The following is a 21,846-nucleotide window of genomic DNA, read 5'->3' as shown; positions in this document are numbered from 1 at the left end:
GGTCGCGTGCATCGGGCGGTCCCGCCCGGGTGGACAGGCGCGGGAGCCACCCCGCAAGCCTACCGGGTCCGCTCAGGGCGCCGGGGGCCGGAGCGGGGCGTCCGGGGCCGGCCCCGGAAGCGGTCGGCCCGCGAGGCAGACGCCGCACACCTTGACGCCGCGCCCGAACTCTTCCTAGGTTGAACCCATTGCGGCGTGTGATCCACGTCACTTCAGCCCGGACGGACCGGGCGCTCGCACCCTAAGGAACCCCGTGACCCTACCCCTTCCTCCGCGCGCCCGGCTCGGACGCGCGACGCTGGCCCTCGCCGGCAGTCTCTCCCTCGTGGCCGGCGGCGGCCTCGCGGCCACCGCCGCCCCCACCTACGACACCAGCACCAACAACTCCTCGAAGAAGCTCCGGACCGCCGTCACGGTGGAGAACGTGGTGGGCCACCTCACCGCCCTGGACGCCATCGCCGAAGCCAACGGCGACACCCGCGCCTCCGGCACCGAGGGCTACTCCGACTCGGTCGACTACATCGTGGGCAAGCTGACCGCGGCGGGCTACACACCCACCGTCCAGCCCTTCACCTTCCCGTTCTTCGCCGAGCTCAGCCCGGCCGTGCTGGAGCAGTCCACGCCCGACGACGTCACCTACGGCCCCGACGACGTGGCCACCATGACCTACTCCGCGGGTGGGGACGCCTCCGGGGCGATCGAGACCGTCGACACGACCGGCACTGCGAGCGCGGCCGGGACCAGCGGCTGCGAGGCGGCCGATTTCGCCGGCTTCACGGCCGGGTCCATCGCCCTGGTGCAGCGCGGCGGGTGCACCTTCGCACTCAAGGCCGCCAATGCCGAAGCGGCGGGCGCCGCCGCCGTGGTGATCTTCAACACCGGGGTGGGGCTGAACACCGGCGCCGTCGCCGGGACGCTCGGCGCACCGGACCTCGTGGGAATCCCTGTCGTCGGCGCGAGCTTCGCCGCGGGGACCAGCCTGATCGGCGACGACGTGACCGGCAGGGTCGTCGTCGACACGATCTCGGAGAACCGCGAGACGTACAACATCATCGCCGAGACCGCGACCGGCGATCCCGAGAACGTCGTCATGGTCGGCGCGCACCTGGACAGCGTCCTGGCTGGCCCCGGCATCAACGACAACGGGACGGGCAGCGCAGGCATCCTCGCGGTGGCCGAGGGCATGAGCAAGGTCAGGACCACGAACAAGGTCCGTTTCGCGTGGTGGGGCGCGGAGGAGGAGGGCCTGCTCGGCTCGGAGTACTACGTCGCCGACCTCGTCGAGAAGGGCCGGCTGGACTCGGTGGGCCTCTACCTCAACTTCGACATGATCGGCTCGCCGAACTTCGGCCGCTTCGTGTACGACGGCGACAACTCGGCGTTCCCGGTCGGCCCGAATGCCGCGGCCGGTCCGGCCGGTTCCGGACAGATCGAGCAGGACTTCCACGACTACTTCGCGTCGGCGGGCCTCGCATCCGGTGAGACCGCCTTCAGCGGCCGCAGCGACTACGGACCCTTCATCGCCGAGGGGATCCCTGCCGGCGGACTGTTCACGGGCGCCGAGGGCATCAAGACGCCCGAACAGGCCGTGCTCTTCGGCGGCCTCGCGGGCGCTCCGTACGACGCCTGCTACCACGCGGCCTGTGACGACACCAACAACCTCAGCCTCGAGGCGCTCGACCAGCTGAGCGACGCCGTCGCCCACCTCACGGTGACCTATGCCATGAGCACGTTCGACGTGAACGGCGCCGGAGCCCCGGTGAAGGGCAAGGGCCCGAAGGACCGCTTCGAGGGCAACCCCCTCGGCGGCGGCACCGAGAGCGGCGGTGGACTCCACCCCGAGCACGACCACGACCACGAGGTCGCGGACCGCTAGACCGGACGCCGCGCTGCGGGGGGCTCCTTGCGGATCAGCCCCCCGCAGTGCGCGCCCTAGGGGCGGGCGCGCCGGGGCCAGGGCAGGGTGGTGAGGATGATCGCGCCGAGCGTCAGCAGCGTCCCGGCGATCGTCGCGAACACGATGATGGTGCCGGGAGCCGGGAACACGAGGTCGAGCAGGAGCGAGCCCACGAGCTGCCCCCCGATCATGCACAACCCCGTGAGCAGGACCCCGAGGCTGCGCACGAGCAGCGCACCGAGCCCGATGAAGACACATCCCATGGGACCGCCGAGGTAGTACCACCACTCCGGCGGCAGCGGATTGCCCGGTCCCGCGATGGCGACCTTGATGAGCCAGGCGGTCAGCAGGACTGCGGTGCCTGCGATAAAGTTCATGAGCGTGGCCGCGAGCGGCGTGCCGTAGTGCAGCGCCGCCGTCCCGTTCATCGCCTGCTGGAAGCTCATCAGCACGCCGGCGGCGACGGGGAGCAGCACGGGCACCAGCCAGGCCGACAGCTCGCCCGCGGCTCCGAAGCGCGGTGACACGGCCCAGACGACGGACAGGACCGTGAGGACGACACCGATCACGCGCATGGGCGTCGCCGCGCGCTTCCCGCCCGGCCCGATACCCGCGCGGTCCACCAGGAGCCCGCTGAGCGACTGGCCCATGACCGTCGCCACCGTGAACAGGGCGACGCCGAGGATGCCGATGGTCAGCGACTGGGAGAACACGAAGAACGCACCGATGGCACCGGCCGCCACGTAGTAGGGCGGGAAGCGGCGCTCGCGCACGGAGGGGATGATCTGGCGGGCGCCGGCGCGCGCGCCCGGCAGCACGAGCGTGATGGCGATCATCACGACGAGTCCGGTACCGAAGCTGATCAGGGCGGCCGCGATGCCGTCGTCGAGCACTGTTCCGAGGGCTCCGTTGATCCTTCCCTGCAGGGGGATGGCGAGACCCGCGGTCAGGGCGAGGGGAAAACCGACGGCAGGGGGAAGCACGGGCGCATCAGACACCCGTACAGCCTAGTGCGCGGGCATCCGGCATGATGGGATGCATGACCGACGACGCATCCCTTCCAGAACTCCCGATCAGGGACGACATGATCCGGCTCGGGCAGGCCCTGAAGCTCGCCTCGCTCGCGGAGGACGGAGTGGAGGCCAAGGCCCTGATCGACAACGGCCTGGTCCAGGTCAACGGGGACATCGAGGAACGCCGCGGACGCCAACTGCACCCCGGTGACACCGTGAGCGTCAACGGCGAGACCGTCCGCATCACGCGCTCCTAGGAGGGGCGGGGCGGCCCGTTCGGAGGCCCCTGCCCGGATCAGCGCCGGTCGAGGACCGTCATGCTCAGGAACTCCCGCACGTGCGCGAGTTCCCGGTGGTTGATGCTGTGGAACATGTTCGAGTAGAGGATCTTGGTGAGCTTCGTGTGCTTCACCAGCCAGGCGTGGGTGAACTCGATCATCTCGGGTGTGATGACCTGGTCCTCCTGGTCACGTCCCCAGAAGAACGGAACGGGCGTGGCGGCGGCGTCGTCGTCACGGAAGAAGGGGTGCCCCTCCGAGGGCACGGCGAATCCTGAGAGCCCCACGACGCAGGCGAAGTCGGTGGGCCGGTGCCTCAGGAGCGACGTCGCCACCCCCATGCCCTGCGAGAAGCCGAGGATGCTGACGCTCGAGTGTGCTTCCCTGACGGTGTCCAGCCAGGCGGACACGGCGCCGACGCTCTCGACCACCCGCTCCACCGAGTAATCGTCCTCACGGGACAGCGGGAACCACGAGAAGCCCTGCCCCACGGCGAGGGGAGCGCGCACCGACGCCACGGTGAACTCGGCGGGCAGGTGGTCGGTGAGGCCCATGAGGTCCTCCTCGTTGGCCATGTAGCCGTGGAACAGGACGAGCAGGGGCGTGCCCGTCCGCTCGGACTCCGGCTTCGACCACAGGATCACCGGATCCCAGGAACTCGTGGAGGGCGCAGCTGTGCCAGGGGCAGATTCGGTCATGGTTCCTATCTTGGCACGACACCGGACGTTGACTCACGGGAGGCCGCAGTTGGAAGAATGGTCGGGTGAGCCCTGCCGACGCCCGACCCTCCCAGCCGACCACGACCACGACCGCGACCGCGACCGACGCGATCCCGAACGGTCCGATGATCGATCCGAGCCTGAACCCCGAGCCGCACCCGTGGCACCGGTACGCGGCCCTGGGCGATTCCTTCACCGAGGGGATCGGCGACCCCAACCCGGCGAGCATCGGCGGGAACCGCGGCTGGGCGGACAGGGTCGCCGAGGAACTGTCCCGCGGGCAGGCAGGCTTCGCCTACGCGAACCTCGCGGTCAGGGGGCGCCTGCTGCAGCAGATCATCGACCAGCAGGTGGAAGCGGCCCTGGCCCTGCGGCCGGACCTCGTCACCCTCTCGGCCGGCGGCAACGACCTCCTGCGCCCGGGCGGGGATCCGGACCTGCTCGCGGAGAAGCTCGACGCCGTCGTCGCGACCCTGGCGGCCTCGGGTGCCACCGTGGTCCTCTTCACCGGCCCGGACGTGCGGGAGACGGTGCTGGGCAGCATCCGCTCGAAGACCGCCATCTTCAACGAGAACCTCCGCACCATCGCGGCCCGCCACGAGGCGGTCATCGCGGACATGTGGGCGCTGCGGCAACTCAAGAACCCGCAGATGTGGTCGTCGGACCGCCTGCATTTCTCACCGCTGGGACACCACACCGTCGCCGCGATGGTCCTCGACACCCTCGCCGTCCGGCATACCCTCGAGCCGCTCCACCCGAAGGACCTCCCGGCCCGCACCTGGCGCAGGGCCCGCGCCGAGGACCTCGTGTGGGCCCGCGAGTACTTCGTCCCATGGGTGCTGCGGCGCCTGCGGCACCAGTCGTCGGGCGACGGCGTGACCGCCAAGCGTCTCGAACCGTCGCCTATCTTCGGGCCGGGGATGCCCCCTGGCGCTGCGGACTGACGCGGGCAGCCCGGCGGTCCGGCCGATTCCCCCGTCGAGACGACAGGAACGACCGGCCGAAGCTCGCCCGGCCGGTCGTTCCTGTCCTCACGCGGGCCCAGCGCACCCGCTGGGCCTTCAGCTGTCGAGCGAGACCTCACCGTTGGCCACGGCGTCGGCGCACGCGCTGAGATCGGGCCCGGGCTTGAAGTCGACGAACTGCGGCTGCAGCTTCTGGAAGAGGAATTCGTAGATCTCGTCGCGGGACTTCCCGTCCATCGTCTCCACGGCCTCGCGGACCGCACCCTGGAGGGCACGGTCGGAGTCGAGCAGGATCTTGTCGCGTGCTTCCTGGTTCCAGCCAATGGTGCTCAGTTCCATGAACAGCTCCTCTTCAACTTTCGTCGATGAGTCCGGGGCGTCGGCCCCGGACGTGCCTGCCATGAATTCCTAAGCAGGCTTAGCTCCAAGACTAGGTGCCCGTCCGGGGAAACCCAACCGCGTACTGCTACTCCGTGTAGAAGGCGGTGCGGAGCTGGTCGTCGAGCTGGTGGATCTGCGTCAGGAAGGCGTCGTGCCCCACGGGCGAGGAGATCATGTGGACGGGGACCTCCCCGGGCAGTCCGTCCGCGAGCCGCCGGGACTGCTCGGGGAAGTAGAGCCGGTCCGTGTCGACCGCGGCGATGAAGAAGTCCGACGTCGCAGCGCCCAGCGCGTCGTCCAGGCTCCCCCGGTCCCGCGCCGCGTCGTGGCTCATGAGCGCCTCGGTCAGGATGGCGTAGCTGTTGGCGTCGAACCGGTCCACGAGTTTCTCCGCCTGGTGGTCGAGGTAGCTCTCCACCTGGTAGCGGCCGCGATCGGCCGGCAGGACGGACCCGAAGGCCTGCTCGGCATCCTGCTCCGCGCGGCCGAAGCGCGCTTCGAGCTCCCGCTCGGAACGGTAGGTGATGTGCGCGATGCGGCGGGCGAGGCCGAGGCCCACATCCGGATGCGGGCCGTCGTAGTAGTCGCCGCCGCGGTACGCGGGGTCGAGCCGGATTGCCTGCAGCTGCGCCTGGGCGAACGCTATCTGTTCGGCCGAGCTGGCGGCAGTGCAGGCGATGACGGCGCACCGCCGGACGCGCTGCGGATACATCAGGGCCCATTCGAGGGCGCGCGCCCCTCCCATGGACCCGCCGAGGACCGAGTGCCACTGCCCGATGCCGAGCTGGTCGGCGAGCAGGGCCTCGGCCCGCACGGAATCGCGGATGGTGACGAAGGGGAAGCGCGATCCCCACGGCGTGCCGTCCGGAGCGAGGCTCGCCGGCCCCGTCGAGCCGTAGCAGCCTCCCAGCATGTTGATCGACACCACGAAGTAGCGGTCGGTGTCCACCGTGCGGCCCGGCCCGACGAGCGCGTCCCACCAGCCCTCCTCCTCCGAGGCGCCGCGTGCCACGTGCGAGCTGCCCGTCAGGGCATGCTGCACGAGCACGGCGTTCGAGGCATCCCGGTTCAGCCTGCCCCAGGTCTCGAAGGCGAGCTGGACGTCGGGCAGCCCTCCCCCGGTCTCCAGGGCCAGCGGACCGATCGACGCGATGCGCAGGAGCCCGTCCCCCGAAGGGCGTGCGTCGTCGATCCCGGGGTACAGCGGAGCAGGAGGGTAGGTGGTCACGAAGGGCTAGGCTCCTTTGGCGGCGCGGAAGCCCGCGTCGAGGTCGGCGAGGATGTCGGTGATGTTCTCCAGGCCCACCGACAGGCGGACGAGGCCCGGGCGCACTCCGGCGGTGAGCTGTGCTTCCGCCCCGAGCTGGCTGTGCGTGGTGGACGCCGGATGGATGACGAGCGAGCGGACGTCCCCCACGTTCGCGACGTGGGAGTGCAGTTCGAGTCCGTCCACGAAGCGCTTGCCCGCCTCCAGTCCCCCGACGATGTCGAAGCTGACGATCGCGCCCGTGCCGTTCCGTCCGTACTTCCTCCCGCGCTCGTACCAGGGGCTCGAGGCGAGGCCCGCGTAGGAGACGCGCTCGACGTCGTCGTGCCCCTCGAGCCACTCGGCGACGGCCTGGGCGTTCTGCACGTGGCGCTCGACGCGCAGGCTGAGGGTCTCCAGTCCCTGCGCGATGAGGAACGCGTTGAACGGGGAGACGGAGGCGCCGAGATCGCGCAGCAGCTGGACGCGCGCCTTCAGGATGTACGCGAGGTTCGCGCCGAGCGCGCTGCCGACGCCGAGGTCCCGCGCGTAGACGAGCCCATGGTAGCTCTCGTCGGGCGTGTTGAACCCCGGGAAGCGTTCGGCATGCTGCGCGAAGTCGAAGTTGCCCGAATCGACGATGACCCCGGCGATGGCGTTGCCGTGCCCGCCCAGGTACTTGGTCGCCGAGTGGACCACGATGTCCGCGCCCCACTCGATCGGCCGGATCAGGTACGGGGTGGACAGGGTGTTGTCCACGATCAGGGGGATCCCGTGCTCGTGGGCGACGGCGCTGATGCCCTCGATGTCGAGGACGTCCTGCCGGGGATTGGAGACGACCTCCCCGAAGAAGAGCTTGGTGTTGGGCCGGACCGCCTCCCGCCACTGCTCGAGGTTGTCCGGGTCCTCCACGAACGTGGTCTCGATGCCGAACTTCTTCAGCGTGTGCTTGAGGAGGTTGTACGTGCCGCCGTAGAGGCTGGGGCTCGCCACGATGTGGTCCCCCGCCTCGGCGATGTTGAGGACCGCGAAGGTCTCCGCCGCCTGGCCCGAGGCGAGCAGCAGCGCGCCGACTCCGCCTTCCAGGCTCGCGATCCGCGTCTCCACCGCTTCCTGCGTGGGATTGCCGATGCGGGTGTAGATGGGCGCGAGCTCGGTCAGCGAGAACCGGTTCGCGGCGCTCTCGGCGCTCGGGAACACGAACGACGACGTCTGGTAGATGGGCAGCGCGCGCGCTCCCGTGGCGGCGTCCGGCACCTGGCCGGCGTGGATCTGGCGTGTCTCAAAGGACCAATCGTTGGACATGGTGCTCCCTGTTCAAGGGGCTCCGCCGAGGTCCGATGCTCCGGCCGGTGCACGCCGCTCCAGGAGACCGGGCCCTGCAGGAGCCCGCGCTTGCACGGCGCCGAAGTAGCGCCGAACCTGGTCTTCACCCGGGGCACCCCACCGCGGTTGGAGGGTTGCCGGCCAGCAAGCCGGGGCTTCGTGCTGGCACTCATGACCTGCCTTCATGAAATCCCATCCCGGCGGATCCGGCAACCCGTATGACCCTCCGTGAAGCAGCACGGCTCCTCCGGGGCACCCGCGACGGCCGGGACCAGCAGTAAGGGGAGCCTAAGTCGAGACGCAGATCACTTAGTGCCAAAATGTCGGCATGCGCCTGGACCATGTCTCATATGCCTGTGAACCCGATGGACTTTCCGCCACGGCCGACCGGATCTCCGCCAAGCTCGGTGTGGAGCCGGTGAAAGGCGGTGTGCACCCACGCTTCGGCACCCGCAACATGATCTTCCCGCTGGTCAACGGCCAGTACCTCGAGGTCGTGGAGGTCCTGAACCACCCGGCGTCGGACAAGGCCCCGTTCGGTCAGGCCGTGCGTGCGCGCTCCGAGGCGGGCGGCGGCTGGATGGGCTGGTGCGTGGCCGTGGACGATCTCGGACCGTTCGAGGAGCGCCTCGGCCGCAGCGCGGTGCCCGGGAACCGGAAGTTCCCGGACGGCCAGGAACTGACGTGGCAGCAGATCGGCATCAAGGGGCTCATCGCGGATCCGCAGGTCCCCTACCTGCTGCGCTGGGACGACGGCACCGAGTCCCTCCACCCCTCGAAGGCCCGCCCGGCGGCCGTCAGGCTGGATTGCCTGACCATCGCCGGCTCCTCGGAGCGCGTGACCGAGTGGCTGGGCACCGCCGTCGAGGAGACGCTCGACGGCGTGCAGGTGCAGTGGATCGCCCCGAACGGCACCCCGGGCATCATGTCCGTGACGTTCGAGACCGAAGCCGGCCGCGTCGAGATCTAGCCGGCGTCGGCACTGGACGAAGAAGGGACCGGACGACCGTCCGGTCCCTTCTTCGTGCTGCCGTGGTGATCAGGCGTGGGTGTAGGTGAGGCAGTCCGCAGCGTCGGCGCCCGGTCCCACCTTGACGGCAGGAGCACCGCACAGCAGGTCATGGTTGAAGCTGCATTCCGAGCGCTGGCAGGCACCGACGTGGGCCAGCATCTTGGGCAGGCCGCCGCTGACGGAGGTGTCGATGAAGGTGGCACAGGACGCGTGCTCCTCGCTCCCCGACACCGTGATGGCCACGGCGGTACAGCCGTCATGGTTGAACGAGCAGTTGTGGACACTGCACTCGGAGACACTGGTGACGACACTCATGATTCCTCCTGACGGTTCCGGTGGGGCCCCCGGTCGGAGCCGCCGTTCCGCTGAATGTGATCACGGTAACACCGCGGTCGGCCGATAATTTAGTCACGATTACCGTGCGCAAATGAGCAAAGGTGAGGCTTGCCCCAGCACGTCATCCGCCGATGCCGATGGCCGGTCCGATCAGCGCGAAGCCCACGAACCCGGTGATGTCGATGAGCGCATGGGCGATCACGAGCGGCATGACCCTGCGGGTGCGCGTGTAGAACCAGGCGAAGAGCAGCCCCATCAGCACGTTGCCGATGAACGGCCCGAAGCCCTGGTAGAGGTGGTAGCTGCCCCTCACCAGCGAACTCGTGAGCAGGATCGCGGGCGTGGACCAGCCGAGCTCGCGCAGGCGGATAAACAGGTAGCCCACCACGATCACCTCCTCGAGCACCGCATGCCGGACGGCCGAGAGGATGAGGACCGGGATGCTCCACCAGTAGGCGTCGAGCGCGGCGGGCACCAGCGCCGTGGTGATGCCCAGGGCGCGGCCGCCGGCGTAGACGCCGAGGGTGCCGACACCGATGACCGCGGCCAGGCCGACGCCGAAGCCGACGGTGCGCAGCGGCTTCTCGAAGGTGAAGCCGAGCCGGCGGAATGCTGAGACACCGTGCCCGCTGAGCAGGAACAGCACGAGGGCCACCGGTACCAGCGCGAAGAAGATGTTCAGCAGCTGATACGCGAGGTCGAAGTACTGGCGCTCGTCGAGCACCGGGTTGAGCGTGGTGGTCTGGCCTGCGAGCGGGCCGCGCGAGAGCTTCTCCGCCAGGTTCACGACGGAGTACACGGCGGACTGTCCGAGCGACAGCCCGAAGACGATCAGCAGCTCCGCGGTGATGCGGCGCTTCGGCGCGGGTGCGTCCGCGAGGGCGGGAACGAACGGAGAGGAGGCGGAAGCGGACTCGGCATGCATGGCGCTATCCTCCCAGCGGTACCCGGTGATTCCCAGCCACCGCGCGGTCCGGCCGGCCTACCGCACCCGGTTGCCGGCCCTCCAGACGGCGTGCACGAGCGGCATGCCGGGACGGTAGGCGAGGTGCGTGGCCGAGGGTGCGTTCAGCAGTTGCAGGTCCGCCCGGTGCCCGACGGCGAGCGAGCCGACCGCGCGGCGGCCGTCGGCGTCGTCGCCCGTGTGCCGCCGCAGCGCCAGCGCCCCTCCGTACGTGGCGGCACGGACGGCCTCGTGAACGGTCAGCCCCATCTGCAGGACGGCGGTGGCGACGCAGAAGCCCATGGAACTCGTGTACGACGTCCCCGGGTTGCAGTTGCTGGCGATCGCGAGCTGCACCCCGGCGTCGAGCAGCCTCCGCGCGGGCGGGAACGGCTGCCGCGTCGAGAGATCGCAGGCGGGCAGGCACGTGGCGACGGTGCCGGGGACGGACTGCTCGCCGGCCCACGTGCCGGCGAGCGCCTCGACGTCGGCGTCGGACAGGTGGTTGACGTGGTCCACGCTGGCAGCACCGAACTCGACGGCGAGCGCCACACCGTCGCCCTGTCCCAGCTGGTTGCCGTGCACGCGCAGTCCGAGGCCCGCGGCGGCGCACGCAGAGAGCACCCGGCGGGACTGCTCGGCGGTGAAGGCACCCGCCTCGCAGAAGACGTCGGCCCAGCGCACGTAGGGCAGGACGGCATCGAGCATCGGGCCGCAGACGACGTCGGTGTACCGGTCCGCGTCCTCCCCGCGCGGCACGAGGTGCGCGCCGAGGAAGGTGACCTCGTCGACGACGCCTGCCGCGATGCGCGCACTGCGCGCCTCCTGCTCGACGTCGAGCCCGTAACCCGTCTTCGTCTCCAGGTAGGTGGTCCCGCCCGCGGCGGCCTCGGCGACCCGAGCCAGCAGGAGCCGCGTGAGGTCGTAGTCCCCTGCGGCGCGCGTCGCCTCGACGGTTACGGCGATGCCGCCCGCGGCGTAGGACTCCCCCGCCATGCGGGCCTCGAACTCGGCCGTCCGGTCGCCGGCGAACACGAGGTGCGTGTGGCTGTCGACCCAGCCGGGCAGTCCGGCGCGGCCGCCGGCGTCATGGCTCTCGTCGGCGGCCGGAGCCTGCGCCGATGCGCCGATCCAGCTGATGCGCTCACCCTCGAACACCACGGCGGCGTTCCGCAGGACCGTGGCGTCGGCGTCCTGGGTCAGCAGCTCGCCGATATTCGTGATCAGGACGGACATCAGTGCCTTCCCCGGCGGTGGTTCGCCGTCGCGCGGCCGGGCCCGGTCGGCGCATCCGCCGCTTCGTCCAGGCGGGCGATGGCCGCCGACAGCAGGTCGGCGGGCCTGCCGAGCGTGGCGTGGACGCCGTCGCGCGCCACGAGGACCCCGCCGACGACGACGCCCGTGACGTCCTGGCCCGTGGCGGTGTAAGCGAGCTGCGCCCGGGAGGATCCGGCGGTGCGCGTGCTGCGCGGGTCGACGGCCATGAAATCGGCGGCGCAGCCGGGACGGAAGCCGGCTCCGCGGCGTCCCTGCGCGGCGGCCCCGCCGAGCGCGGCGATGCCGTGCAGCTCCTCCGGACCGAAGTGGCCCCGCCGCCCGGTGCGCAGGCGCTCTCCGTGCTCCAAAGCCCGCATCTCGAGCCAGGGGTCGACGACGGCGTGCTGGTCGGTGCCGAGGGCGAGCCTCGCTCCCGCCGCGCGGAAGTCGCCGGCCGGGCCGAGACCGTCCGCGAGGTCCGCCTCCGTGGTGGGACAGAGGACGACGACGGCCCCGGCATCGGCGAGGACAGCGATGTCCCGCCCGCTGACGTGGGTCGCGTGGACGGCGGACAGCCGGTCCCCGACGAGCCCGTGGGAGTCGAGCAGGGCGGTCGGGGTGCGGCCGGTGGCGCGGAGGCAGTCCTCGTTCTCCGCCGGTTGCTCCGAGAGGTGGACGTGCAGGGGCACATCCGGTGGCAGGTGCTGCGCGATGACGGCCAACTGGTCCTCGGGGACGGCACGCACGGAGTGGATGGCGGCGCCGACGGACACCTGCTGCGCCGGGTACAGCGCGGAGATCGTGGTGCGGAGGGATGCGAGCCGGTCCAGCCACCGTGCGGCGGTGCCGTCCGAGAACCGGCGCTGCCCGTCCTCGAGGGGCGTGCCGAAGCCGCCGGCGAGGTAGCAGGTGTCGAGCAGCGTGAGCCGGATGCCCGCGCGGACGGCCGCCCGCGCGAGGGCGAGCTCCATGGCGTGCGGGCCGGAGTCCCCCTGCCCGTAGGGCGTGCCGTCGGGCCGGTGGTGGACGTAGTGGAATTCCGCGACGCTCGTCCAGCCCACCGCGACCATCTCGGCGTAGACGGCGGTGGCGAGTTCCTCGTAGAGCGCCGGGGTCAGCGCCCCGGCCGCGCGGTACATGGTCTCCCGCCACGTCCAGAACGTCCCGCCGCGGTCGTGGGTGCGGCCCCGCAGGGCACGGTGGAACGCGTGCGAATGCGCATTGGCGGCACCGGGGAAGGCCACACCGGACAGGACGACGTCGCCGTCCTGCGCGGGGACGCCGGGCAGGACCCCGACGACCGTCCCCGCGCCGTCGACCTCCACCCGGACCGCGTCCGCCACGCCGCCGGCCCCCAGCCAGGCGTGCTCGCACCACACGGCACGGACGGCGGGCAGCACCGCGTCCGGGCCCGGTGCGGGGACGGGTCCGACGGCGTCCATGTTCCCGGTCACAGCAGGTCTTCGAGGACGTCGGCCAGGGCGGTGGCCCCGGCGTCGGCGTCCTCGCGCTCCACGAACTCCTCGGGCGAGTGGCTGATGCCGGTGGGGTTGCGGACGAACAGCATGGCCGTCGGCGCGATGGCGCCCAGGATGCCGGCGTCGTGCCCGGCGCCGGTGGGCAGCGTCGGGGTGCCCGGGAAGGAGCGTCCGAGCGCGTTGCCCAGCGTGCGCTGCAGGGCGCCGTCGAAGTGGACCGTGGAGCTGCGCGATTCCTCGGTGAGCCTGGCCCGGCACCCCTCGAACGCGCAGATCTTCTGGGCCTGGCCGTGGATCCTCTCGATGAGCGATGCCGTCACCGCGTCCTCCTCGTGGCGGACGTCGAGCCAGAGGTCGACGCGCGAGGCGATCACGTTCGTCCCACCGGGCACGGGCTGCAGCCTGCCGACCGTGGCGCGGGCGCCGTCCTGCTCCGCGGCGATCTTCCGCACGGCGAGGACCACCTGGGCTGCGGCGACCATGGGGTCGGCGCGGTCGGCCATGAGGGTGGTGCCGGCGTGGTTGCCCTGGCCGGTGATGGACAGGCGCCAGCGGCCGTGCCCGAGCATGGTGGAGCCGATGGCGACGGCGGAATCGAGGTCGATCAGCCCGCGCCCCTGCTCGACGTGGAGCTCGACGAAGTCGCCGATGTGCCGGATCGCGTCCTCGTCACGGCCCAGGTGCGCCGGATCGATGCCGGCGGCGAGGGCCGCCTCGGCGAACGTGGTGCCGTCGGTGTCCTTCAGGGACCGCACATGATCGGGATCGAGCGTCCCGGTGAGGAGGCGGGACCCGAGGCAGGAGACGCCGAACCGGGACCCCTCCTCCTCGGGGAAGACCGCCACGGCGAGCGAGCGGTTCGGCTGGACGCCGCGCTCGCGCAGGAGATCCACGGCGACGAGTGCCGAGGCCACGCCGAGCGGGCCGTCGAACGCCCCACCCCCGGGCACCGAGTCGAGGTGGCTGCCGGTGACGAGGGCACCGTCGCGGCTGCCCGTCGCGTCCCACCAGGCCCAGAGGATTCCGTTGCGGTCGGTCTCCATCGACAGCCCGCGGGCTGCGGCCTCGGCGGTGAACCACTCGCGCAGGGAGAGCTCGGCGCCCGTGTAGACGCCGCGGGAGTACCCGCCGCGGGCCGGATCGCGGCCGACGTCGCTGATGGAGTCGAGGACGGAGGAGACGGTCTGCACGTCGATGCCTTTCGGTGGCGTTGCGGGGCCTTCAGGATTGCATGGGGATGCGCACGCCGCGCTCGGCGGCGACCTCGCGGGCGCGCTCGTAGCCGGCGTCGACGTGGCGGATGACGCCCATGCCGGGATCGTTCGTGAGGAGGCGCTCGAGCTTCTGGGCCGCGAGGTCCGTCCCGTCCGCGACCGAGACCTGCCCGGCGTGGATGGACCGGCCGATCCCGACGCCGCCGCCGTGGTGGATGGAGACCCAGGTGGCGCCGGATGCGGTGTTGAGCAGGGCGTTGAGCAGGGGCCAGTCGGCGACGGCGTCCGAGCCGTCCGCCATGGCCTCGGTCTCGCGGTAGGGCGAGGCGACGGACCCGGAGTCGAGGTGGTCGCGCCCGATGACGATCGGTGCGGACACCCTGCCCTCCGCGACCAGCCGGTTGAAGAGCAGGCCGGCCTTCGCACGGTCGCCGTAGCCGAGCCAGCAGATCCGTGCGGGCAGGCCCTCGAACTCGACGTGCTCGGCGGCGGCGTCGAGCCAGCGGTGCAGGTGCCCGTTGTCCGGGAACAGGTCCTTGAGGGCGGCGTCCGTGACGGCGATGTCCGCCGGATCCCCGGAGAGCGCGACCCAGCGGAACGGGCCGAGCCCCTCGCAGAACAGGGGGCGGATGTAGGCGGGCACGAAGCCGGGGAAGTCGAAGGCGCGCCCGTAGCCGCCCTTGCGCGCCTCGTCGCGGATCGAGTTGCCGTAGTCGAAGACCTCCGCGCCGGCGTCCAGGAAGCCGACCATCGCCTCCACGTGCAGGGCCATGGAGGCCTGGGCCTTCTTGGTGAATCCGTCGGGGTCGGCCGAGGCCTCGCGTTCCCACTCGTCGGGGGCGATCCCCTCCGGGAGGTAGCTCAGCGGGTCGTGGGCGGAGGTCTGGTCGGTCACGATGTCGACGTCGAGCCCGCGCCGGAGCAGTTCGGGGAAGACGGTGGCGGCGTTGCCGACGACGCCGACGGACAGGGCGCGCTTCTCGCGCTTGGCGGCGAGGACCTGGGCGACGGCGTCGTCGAGCGTGTCCGCGACGGTGTCCAGGTACCGCTTCGCGACGCGGCGGCGCAGGCGCGCCTCGCTGACGTCGACGATGAGGACGGCCCCGCCGTTGAGGGTGACGGCGAGGGGCTGGGCGCCACCCATGCCCCCGCAGCCTCCCGTCAGGGTCAGCGTGCCCGCAAGGCTCCCGCCGAACCGCTTGTGGGCGATGGCGGCGAACGTCTCGAACGTGCCCTGCAGGATGCCCTGCGTGCCGATGTAGATCCAGGAACCGGCCGTCATCTGCCCGTACATCATGAGGCCCTCGGCCTCGAGGCGCCGGAACTCCGGCCAGGTGGCCCAATCGCCGACGAGGTTCGAGTTGGCGAGCAGCACGCGCGGAGCCCACGGATGAGTGCGGAACACGCCCACGGGCTTGCCGGACTGCACGAGGAGCGTCTCGTCGTCGTCGAGGGTCTCGAGCGTGCGGACGATGGCGTCGTACGCCTCCCAGCTGCGCGCCGCCCGGCCCGTCCCGCCGTAGACCACGAGGTCCTCGGGCCGCTCGGCGACCTCGGGGTCCAGGTTGTTCATGAGCATGCGCAGCGGGGCTTCCGTCTGCCAGCTCTTCGCCGTCAGCTGCGTGCCGCGCGCGGCCCGGATCCGGCGGGACGGGTCGTGCGTGGGGGTCGTACTGGTGCTGGAGGTGCTGGTCATGCTGGTTCTCCTGTCAGGTCCTCGGTCGGGGCGACACGGGTGTCGGTGTGGGCCAGGAGGGCGGTGGCCTCCCGGGCGACGAGCGCACCGATGCGGCCGGCCTCGGCCTCGGTGATGCGGTAACTGGGGACGACGACGCTGAGCGCCGCCACCGGCCGCCCGCCGGGTGACACGGGTGCTGCGATGGCGGTCACGTCCGCCTCGACGCCGTCGCGTACGACGACGAAGCCGGCGCCCGGGTGGGCACCGGCCAGGACGGCACCGACGGCGGTCCCCTCCAGCGGGATGCTGCGCCCTACCCAGCTCGCGTGGCGCACGGAATGGGTGCCTTCGCGCATCGCCAGGTACACGCCCTCGCCGTCGTGCGACGGGACGCTGAGGTATGCGGATTCGCCGGTCCGCTCCACGAGCCGCTCGAGGGCGGGTTCGGCGAGGGACACCAGGGATTCGTGGCCGAGCGCCTGCGCCCCGAGCTGCACCACGCGGAGCCCCGGCCGGTAGGTCCCGAGCCCGTCGCGCCGCACGAAGCCCGTCCCCTCCAGGGTGCGCAGGAGGCGGAGGGCCGTGGAGGCCGAGAGCTCCGCCTCCCGCGCGGCGTCAGCGAGGGTCAGCGACCCGGCGTCGCAGACTGCCCCGAGGAGCACGAGCGCCCGTTCGACGGTGCGCGTCGATGATTCGGCCATGCTCCCCTCCTTGCTTTCAGCGTCGGCGTATATTTCACTTATTGAAACGTCCTTTTCATCCAATGGCAATAGCGGCACGCGTCGCAGGAACCGAGGCACACCGTGAACCAGCAGTCCGTGATCGTGGGGATCGGCCCCCTGTCCCCTGCCGACGTCGTCGCGGTCGCACGGTACGGCGCGCAGGTCGGGCTCGGCCCCGACGCCCTGGCGGCGATGGCGGCGTCGCGCGCCGTCATCGATTCCCTCGTCGACGACGGCACACCGCACTACGGCGTCTCCACCGGTTTCGGCGCACTCGCGACCAAGCACATCCCGCTCGACCAGCGGAGCCAACTCCAGCGCAGCCTCATCCGCAGCCACGCGGCGTCCTCGGGCGCGGAGGTGGACCGCGAGGTGGTGCGCGGGCTGATGCTCGGGCGCCTCTCCACCCTCGCCACGGGCCGCACGGGCGTGCGCCCCCTGGTGGCCGAGACGTACGCGGCCATGCTGAACGCCGGCATCACGCCCGTCATCGGCGAGTACGGCTCGCTCGGCTGCTCGGGGGACCTCGCTCCGCTCTCCCATGTCGCCCTGGCGCTCATGGGTGAGGGCAGCGTCCGCACCGGCTCCGGGGAACTCGTCCCCGCCGCCGAGGCCCTCGCCTCCGCGGGCATCCCGCCCGTCGAGCTGCGCGAGAAGGAGGGCCTGGCGCTCATCAACGGGACGGACGGCATGCTCGGGATGCTGGTCCTCGCCGCGGCCGACCTCCACCGTCTCCTCACGACGGCGGACCTCGCCGCGGCGATGAGCGTGGAGGGGCTCCTGGGAACCGACGCGGTGTTCGCCGAGGACCTGCACGCCCTGCGGCCGCACCCGGGCCAGGTGGCTTCGGCCGCGTCCATCCGCTCCCTCCTCGAGGGGTCCCCGCTCATCGCGGAGCAGTTGACCTCGGAGACCGGCCGGCACCGCTTCACCCGTGTCCAGGACGCCTACTCGCTGCGGTGCGCTCCGCAGGTCCACGGTGCCGCGCGCGCCACGCTGGCCCATGCCGAGTCGGTGGCCGCGATCGAACTGGGCTCCGCCATCGACAACCCGGTCATCACCCGTGACGGCAGGATCGAATCGAACGGCAACTTCCACGGCGCCCCCGTGGGCTACGTGCTCGACTTCCTCGCGATCGCCGTCGCGGACGTCGCCTCGATGAGCGAGCGCCGCACGGACCGCTTCCTCGACACGTCCCGCAGCCATGGGCTCAACGCCTTCCTCGCGCACGATCCGGGCGTCGACTCGGGCCACATGATCGCCCAGTACACGCAGGCCGGCATCGTGTCCGAACTCAAGCGGCTCGCGAACCCGGCATCGGTCGATTCCATCCCGTCCTCCGCCATGCAGGAGGACCACGTGTCCATGGGCTGGGCCGCGGGCCTCAAGCTGCGCAGGGCCATCGACGGCCTGACGCGCGTGCTCGCCATCGAGATCCTGACGGCTGCGAGGGCCCTGGACATGCGCGACGGCGGAGCCGAGGGCGGCCTGCGCAGTTCCGCTGCGATCGCAGCGGTCCGCGCCCGGCTGCGGGAGGACGTCGCAGGACCGGGAACCGACCGCTACCTCGCTCCGGAGATCGAGGCGGCCCGCCTGCTGGTCGACGACGGCGCCCTGCTCGCGGCCGCCCTCGAGGTGCTCCCAGCGCCCCTCCCGTGAAGCTTGTTAGGGTGGGCTAACTACTTCCCGCCAGAAAGAAGCACCGCTCCATGTCCTCGCCCGTGTCCGAACCGTCCCGCAAGCCGCCCCGTCCGCAGGCCGTCCTCACCGTCCTGGAGACCCGCTGGCTGAGCCCGCACCTCGTGCGGGTCGTGGCGGGTGGTCCGGGGTTCAGCGACCTGCAGGAGTGCGACGCGACGGACAAGTACGCCAAGCTGCTCTTCGCGAAGCCGGGGCTCGGGCTCGTGCCGCCCTACGACCTCGCGGCACTGAAGGACACCCTCCCGGCGGGCGACCGGCCGGTGAAGCGGACCTACACGATCCGGTGGCTCGACGCGCAGTCGCAGCGCCTGGCGATCGACTTCGTGGTGCATGGCGACGAGGGGATCGCAGGCCCCTGGGCCGCGAACGCCGCACCCGGTGATCCCCTCGTGGTCATGGGCCCGTCCGGCAAGTGGTCGCCGGACCAGGACGCGGACTGGCACCTCTTCGTCGGGGACGATTCCGCCCTGCCCGCCATCGCCGCCGGCATCGAGGCGCTGCATCCGGCCGCCGTCGGACACGCCTACCTCGAGGTGGACGGCGACGCGGAGGTCATCCCGCTCGCGGCGCCCCCGGGACTCGAACTGCACTGGCTCCGGCGCGGCGGGCAGGCGGCCGGGACGACGACGCTGCTCGCGGACGCCGTCGCTGCCGGCCCCTGGCCCGAGGGCAGGGTCGACGCCTTCGTGCACGGGGAGCGCGGCGCCATGAAGGCCCTGCGCGATGTCCTGTTCAAGGAGAAGGGGCTGGCCCGCTCGCAGGTGTCGCTCTCGGGGTACTGGGCCTACGGCCGCGAAGAGGACACGTTCCAGGCGGAGAAGCGCGAGCCGATCGGCAAGATCCTCGACGACTAGCACTGCAGCGAGCCGATGACCGTCCTGCCCGCTGCGCCTCAGGCCGCGGTGACCGTCCGCGGATTCCGCCCCGGGATGCGCTCCAGCAGTTCCATCGCCGGCTCGGCGAGGCGCGCCAGGACAGGCCCGAGGACGGCCATGAGCAGGACGTAGGTCGTGGCGAGGGCCGCGAGGTCCGGGATCACGGCGCCGGACGTCACCGCGAGCCCCGCGATGACGATCGAGAACTCGCCGCGCGCCACGAGGGCGGTCCCGGCGCGCGCACGCCCCATGCGCCCGATGCCCTGGCGCCGGGCGGCCCACCACCCGGTGGCGATCTTCGTAACCGACGTGACGAGAGCGAGCAGGAGTGCGACGCCGAGCACCGGCGGGATGGACGCCGGATCGGTGTTCAGGCCGAACACCACGAAGAAGATGGCGGCGAAGAGGTCCCGCAGGGGTTCGAGGACGCGCGCGGCGTTCTCGGCCGTCGCACCCGAGATCGCGATGCCGAGGAGGAACGCCCCGACGGCCGCGGAGACCTGCAGGGCCGACGCGAGCCCTGCGACGAGCAGGGCGGCGCCGATGAGGGTGAGGAGGAAGACCTCGCGGTCCGTGCTGTCGACGACGGCCGAGACGACGTTCCCCCACCGCAGGGCGACCACCAGGACGAGGGTGACGACGAGGAGGGAGATCCCGACCGTCCCGAGGCCCCCGGCGAAGCTCAAACCGGCCAGCACCGCGGTGAGCACCGGCAGGTAGACCGCCATGGCCAGGTCCTCGAAGACGAGGATCGCGAGGACGGTGGGGGTCTCCCGGTTGCCCAGCCTGCCGAGGTCGCTGATGACCTTCGCGGCGATGCCCGAGGAGGAGATGTACGTGACGCCGCCCATGACCAGGGCGGCGACCGGCCCCCAGCCGAGGATGACGGCGACGAGGGCACCCGGGGTGAAGTTCAGGACGAAGTCCACGATGCCCGCCAGCCAGGACTGGCGCAGCCCGGTGACGAGCTCCTTCGCGGTGTATTCGAGCCCGAGCATCAGCAGGAGCAGCACCACGCCGATCTCGCTGGCGACCTCGCTGAACTCGATGACGCCGTCGAGCTCGATGAACCCGCCCTGCCCGAAGAACAGGCCCCCGATCAGGTAGAGCGGAATCGGCGAGAGTCCGATCCGGCCGGCGAGCCGCCCGAGGATCCCGAGGAACAGGAGGATGGCGCCGAGTTCGATCAGGGTCAGGGCGGTCGTGTGCACAGGCGGCTCAGCCGTTACGCAGGATGTCCGCCGCGGCGTCGAGGCCTTCGGACGTGCCCACCACCACCAGCAGGTCGCCGGCGGCGAGGGTGAAATCGGGCGTGGGCGAGGCCTGCACCTGACCTGAGCGGAGGACGGCGACGAGCGAGGCCCCGGAGCGTGAGCGCATCCGGGTGTCCGCGAGGGGGCGCCCGTCGAAGGGCGAGCCGCGCTCGATCAGGAACTGCCGGGTGGACACTCCGGGCAGGTCGCGGTGCTCCTCCGTCAGCTGCGCGACGAGCTGCCGCGAGCCGAGGAGGTTGCCGATGGTCGCGGCCTCGTCCGGGGTCAGCGGGATGGACGCCACGCAGGCATCCGGGTCGTTGGCCTTCGAGATGATGAGGTCGAGATCGCCGTCGCGCTGTGCGACGATTCCCACCCTCCGACCGGAGCCGGTGACGATCTCGCGCCGCACTCCGATGCCGGGAAGGCGTGTTTCGATGACGTTCATGCGCCCATCCTAGACCTGCGCGGACTACCCGCCGTGCGGGAGCGGCCGCGTGGAGCTTCCGTTCGCTGAGGGCGTTGCCGAGGCCCGGGGATCGTAGAGATCGGGCTCCAGGTAGATGGCCGTGGCGATCGGTACGGCCGCCCGGATCCGCTGCTCGGCGCTGTTGATGTCCGCTGCGATCTGCGTTCCGCTGTCCTGGCTCGCGACCGTGATCTTGGCCGCGACGAGCAGTTCGTCCGGGCCCAGGTGGAGGGTCTTGAGATGTATGATCCGGGTGGATCCGTCACCGGCGATGGCCGCCTCGATCCTGGCGACGTCGGCCGCGGACGCGGACTCACCGAGGAGCAGGCTCTTCGTCTCGACCGCGAGGATCGCGGCGATCGCCACGAGGAGCAGTCCGATCATGGCGGTCCCTGCCGCGTCCCACAGGCCGTTGTCGGTCAGCAGGGTCATCGAGACGCCGATCAGGGCGAACAGGAGGCCTACGAGCGCGCCGAGGTCCTCGAGGAGGATGACCGGCAGTTCCGGTGACTTGGCCGTGCGGACGAAGCGCACCCAGCTCATGGTCCCCCGCGTGTGGTTGGACTCCCTGATGGCGGTGCGGAACGAGAAGGACTCGGCGATGATGGCGCCGATCAGGACGGCGAGGGGAACCCACCAGAACGAGCCTTCGATGGGGTGGGGGTCCTGGTACTTGTGGTACGCCTCGTAGAGCGCGAAGAGGCCACCGACGCTGAACAGCACGATCGACACGATGAACGCGTAGATGTACCGCTCGCGGCCGTAGCCGAAGGGATGTTCCGGGCTCGCCTGGCGCCTGGCGCGCTTGCCCCCGACGAGCAGCAGCACCTGGTTCCCCGAGTCGGCCACCGAGTGGATGCCCTCGGCGAGCATGGACGAGGAGCGCGTGAGCGCGAACGCCACGAACTTGAGTGCGGCGATGGTGAGGTTCGCGGCCAGGGCCGCGATGATCGCCTTGTTGCCTCCACTTGCTGACATGATCCCGTTCCGTTCCCTCTGCCCGCCCGCGACGGGCGCTCCACCGATGGCCAGGCCCACCGCCGGCACGTGCGCCGGGGCGGCCTTCTGTTCCCTACCTTACGG

The 21,846-nt window shown here is 71.2% G+C and carries 21 protein-coding genes and 1 riboswitch; of the genes, 6 read left to right on the top strand and 15 right to left on the bottom strand.

What is annotated here, in order from left to right; all coding sequences use genetic code 11:
• The first annotated feature begins 253 nt into the window (after window positions 1-253).
• Window positions 254-1,876: a M28 family peptidase gene (locus tag ACIQCY_RS06945; RefSeq protein ID WP_400483167.1), complete on the top strand. Its 1,623-nt coding sequence runs from the start codon at window positions 254-256 to the stop codon at window positions 1,874-1,876.
• Window positions 1,877-1,932: 56 nt separating this feature from the next.
• On the opposite strand, the gene ACIQCY_RS06940 is transcribed toward ACIQCY_RS06945, so the two are convergent.
• The gene (locus tag ACIQCY_RS06940) at window positions 1,933-2,895 is read right to left on the bottom strand and encodes a DMT family transporter (protein ID WP_400483166.1); all 963 of its coding nucleotides are present in this window, start codon (window positions 2,893-2,895) and stop codon (window positions 1,933-1,935) included.
• A 41-nt stretch (window positions 2,896-2,936) separates the two neighbouring features.
• Between ACIQCY_RS06940 and ACIQCY_RS06935 the strand changes: the two genes are divergently transcribed.
• A complete protein-coding gene (locus tag ACIQCY_RS06935; protein ID WP_400483165.1) occupies window positions 2,937-3,167 on the top strand; it encodes an RNA-binding S4 domain-containing protein in 231 nt (76 codons plus the stop codon).
• Between the two features lie 38 nt (window positions 3,168-3,205).
• On the opposite strand, the gene ACIQCY_RS06930 is transcribed toward ACIQCY_RS06935, so the two are convergent.
• Window positions 3,206-3,886: an alpha/beta hydrolase gene (locus ACIQCY_RS06930; RefSeq protein WP_400483164.1), complete on the bottom strand. Its 681-nt coding sequence runs from the start codon at window positions 3,884-3,886 to the stop codon at window positions 3,206-3,208.
• Between the two features lie 146 nt (window positions 3,887-4,032).
• Here ACIQCY_RS06930 and ACIQCY_RS06925 point away from each other — a divergent pair, with 146 nt between their 5' ends.
• Window positions 4,033-4,851: an SGNH/GDSL hydrolase family protein gene (locus tag ACIQCY_RS06925; protein ID WP_400483303.1), complete on the top strand. Its 819-nt coding sequence runs from the start codon at window positions 4,033-4,035 to the stop codon at window positions 4,849-4,851.
• Between the two features lie 117 nt (window positions 4,852-4,968).
• Here ACIQCY_RS06925 and ACIQCY_RS06920 read toward each other — a convergent pair whose 3' ends face one another.
• The 3 genes from ACIQCY_RS06920 to ACIQCY_RS06910 form a co-directional block, all read right to left on the bottom strand.
• Complete coding sequence (locus tag ACIQCY_RS06920) at window positions 4,969-5,274, bottom strand: hypothetical protein (RefSeq protein WP_400483163.1); 306 nt, start codon at window positions 5,272-5,274, stop codon at window positions 4,969-4,971.
• A gap of 64 nt (window positions 5,275-5,338) precedes the next feature.
• On the bottom strand, window positions 5,339-6,481 hold the full coding sequence (locus tag ACIQCY_RS06915) for a homoserine O-acetyltransferase (RefSeq protein WP_400483162.1): 1,143 nt from the start codon (window positions 6,479-6,481) through the stop codon (window positions 5,339-5,341).
• Window positions 6,482-6,487: 6 nt separating this feature from the next.
• Window positions 6,488-7,804, bottom strand: coding sequence for a bifunctional o-acetylhomoserine/o-acetylserine sulfhydrylase (locus ACIQCY_RS06910; RefSeq protein ID WP_400483161.1), 1,317 nt, complete (start codon window positions 7,802-7,804; stop codon window positions 6,488-6,490).
• Between the two features lie 81 nt (window positions 7,805-7,885).
• Window positions 7,886-8,002: riboswitch (SAM riboswitch) on the bottom strand.
• 151 nt (window positions 8,003-8,153) lie between these two features.
• Here ACIQCY_RS06910 and ACIQCY_RS06905 point away from each other — a divergent pair.
• Window positions 8,154-8,795 (top strand): VOC family protein, encoded by a 642-nt coding sequence (locus ACIQCY_RS06905; RefSeq protein ID WP_400483160.1) that lies wholly within the window; start codon window positions 8,154-8,156, stop codon window positions 8,793-8,795.
• 69 nt (window positions 8,796-8,864) lie between these two features.
• On the opposite strand, the gene ACIQCY_RS06900 is transcribed toward ACIQCY_RS06905, so the two are convergent.
• The 7 genes from ACIQCY_RS06900 to ACIQCY_RS06870 all read right to left on the bottom strand — a co-directional run bounded on the left by ACIQCY_RS06900 (window position 8,865) and on the right by ACIQCY_RS06870 (window position 16,444).
• On the bottom strand, window positions 8,865-9,152 hold the full coding sequence (locus ACIQCY_RS06900) for a DUF1540 domain-containing protein (RefSeq protein ID WP_400483159.1): 288 nt from the start codon (window positions 9,150-9,152) through the stop codon (window positions 8,865-8,867).
• Between the two features lie 142 nt (window positions 9,153-9,294).
• On the bottom strand, window positions 9,295-10,098 hold the full coding sequence (locus ACIQCY_RS06895) for a CPBP family intramembrane glutamic endopeptidase (protein ID WP_400483158.1): 804 nt from the start codon (window positions 10,096-10,098) through the stop codon (window positions 9,295-9,297).
• Window positions 10,099-10,155: 57 nt separating this feature from the next.
• Complete coding sequence (gene hutI, locus ACIQCY_RS06890; protein WP_400483157.1) at window positions 10,156-11,352, bottom strand: imidazolonepropionase; 1,197 nt, start codon at window positions 11,350-11,352, stop codon at window positions 10,156-10,158.
• Window positions 11,352-12,827, bottom strand: coding sequence for a formimidoylglutamate deiminase (locus tag ACIQCY_RS06885; protein ID WP_400483156.1), 1,476 nt, complete (start codon window positions 12,825-12,827; stop codon window positions 11,352-11,354). Before ACIQCY_RS06885 ends, hutI begins: the two co-directional genes overlap by 1 nt.
• On the bottom strand, window positions 12,824-14,041 hold the full coding sequence (locus ACIQCY_RS06880) for an allantoate amidohydrolase (protein WP_400483155.1): 1,218 nt from the start codon (window positions 14,039-14,041) through the stop codon (window positions 12,824-12,826). Before ACIQCY_RS06880 ends, ACIQCY_RS06885 begins: the two co-directional genes overlap by 4 nt.
• Window positions 14,042-14,072: 31 nt before the next feature.
• Window positions 14,073-15,761, bottom strand: coding sequence for a urocanate hydratase (hutU, locus tag ACIQCY_RS06875; protein WP_400483154.1), 1,689 nt, complete (start codon window positions 15,759-15,761; stop codon window positions 14,073-14,075).
• Complete coding sequence (locus ACIQCY_RS06870; protein WP_400483153.1) at window positions 15,758-16,444, bottom strand: IclR family transcriptional regulator; 687 nt, start codon at window positions 16,442-16,444, stop codon at window positions 15,758-15,760. Before ACIQCY_RS06870 ends, hutU begins: the two co-directional genes overlap by 4 nt.
• A 102-nt stretch (window positions 16,445-16,546) precedes the next feature.
• Here ACIQCY_RS06870 and hutH point away from each other — a divergent pair, with 102 nt between their 5' ends.
• Entirely contained in the window at window positions 16,547-18,124 is a 1,578-nt protein-coding gene (gene hutH / locus ACIQCY_RS06865; RefSeq protein WP_400483152.1) for a histidine ammonia-lyase, read from the top strand.
• Window positions 18,125-18,174: 50 nt separating this feature from the next.
• The gene (locus ACIQCY_RS06860; RefSeq protein WP_400483151.1) at window positions 18,175-19,020 is read left to right on the top strand and encodes a siderophore-interacting protein; all 846 of its coding nucleotides are present in this window, start codon (window positions 18,175-18,177) and stop codon (window positions 19,018-19,020) included.
• A 38-nt stretch (window positions 19,021-19,058) separates the two neighbouring features.
• Here ACIQCY_RS06860 and ACIQCY_RS06855 read toward each other — a convergent pair whose 3' ends face one another.
• The 3 genes from ACIQCY_RS06855 to ACIQCY_RS06845 are packed head-to-tail and all read right to left on the bottom strand — an operon-like array spanning window position 19,059 to window position 21,741.
• Entirely contained in the window at window positions 19,059-20,252 is a 1,194-nt protein-coding gene (locus ACIQCY_RS06855; protein ID WP_400483150.1) for a cation:proton antiporter, read from the bottom strand.
• Between the two features lie 7 nt (window positions 20,253-20,259).
• The gene (locus ACIQCY_RS06850; protein WP_400483149.1) at window positions 20,260-20,742 is read right to left on the bottom strand and encodes a cation:proton antiporter regulatory subunit; all 483 of its coding nucleotides are present in this window, start codon (window positions 20,740-20,742) and stop codon (window positions 20,260-20,262) included.
• Window positions 20,743-20,766: 24 nt separating this feature from the next.
• On the bottom strand, window positions 20,767-21,741 hold the full coding sequence (locus tag ACIQCY_RS06845) for a cation diffusion facilitator family transporter (RefSeq protein ID WP_400483148.1): 975 nt from the start codon (window positions 21,739-21,741) through the stop codon (window positions 20,767-20,769).
• Between the last annotated feature and the right edge of the window lie 105 nt (window positions 21,742-21,846).

This window comes from Arthrobacter sp. NPDC092385 (assembly GCF_044755105.1).
Lineage (GTDB): Bacteria > Actinomycetota > Actinomycetes > Actinomycetales > Micrococcaceae > Arthrobacter_D.
The sequence above is the reverse complement of the archived record's forward strand: the minus strand, read 5'-3'. Positions and strand labels throughout refer to the sequence as shown.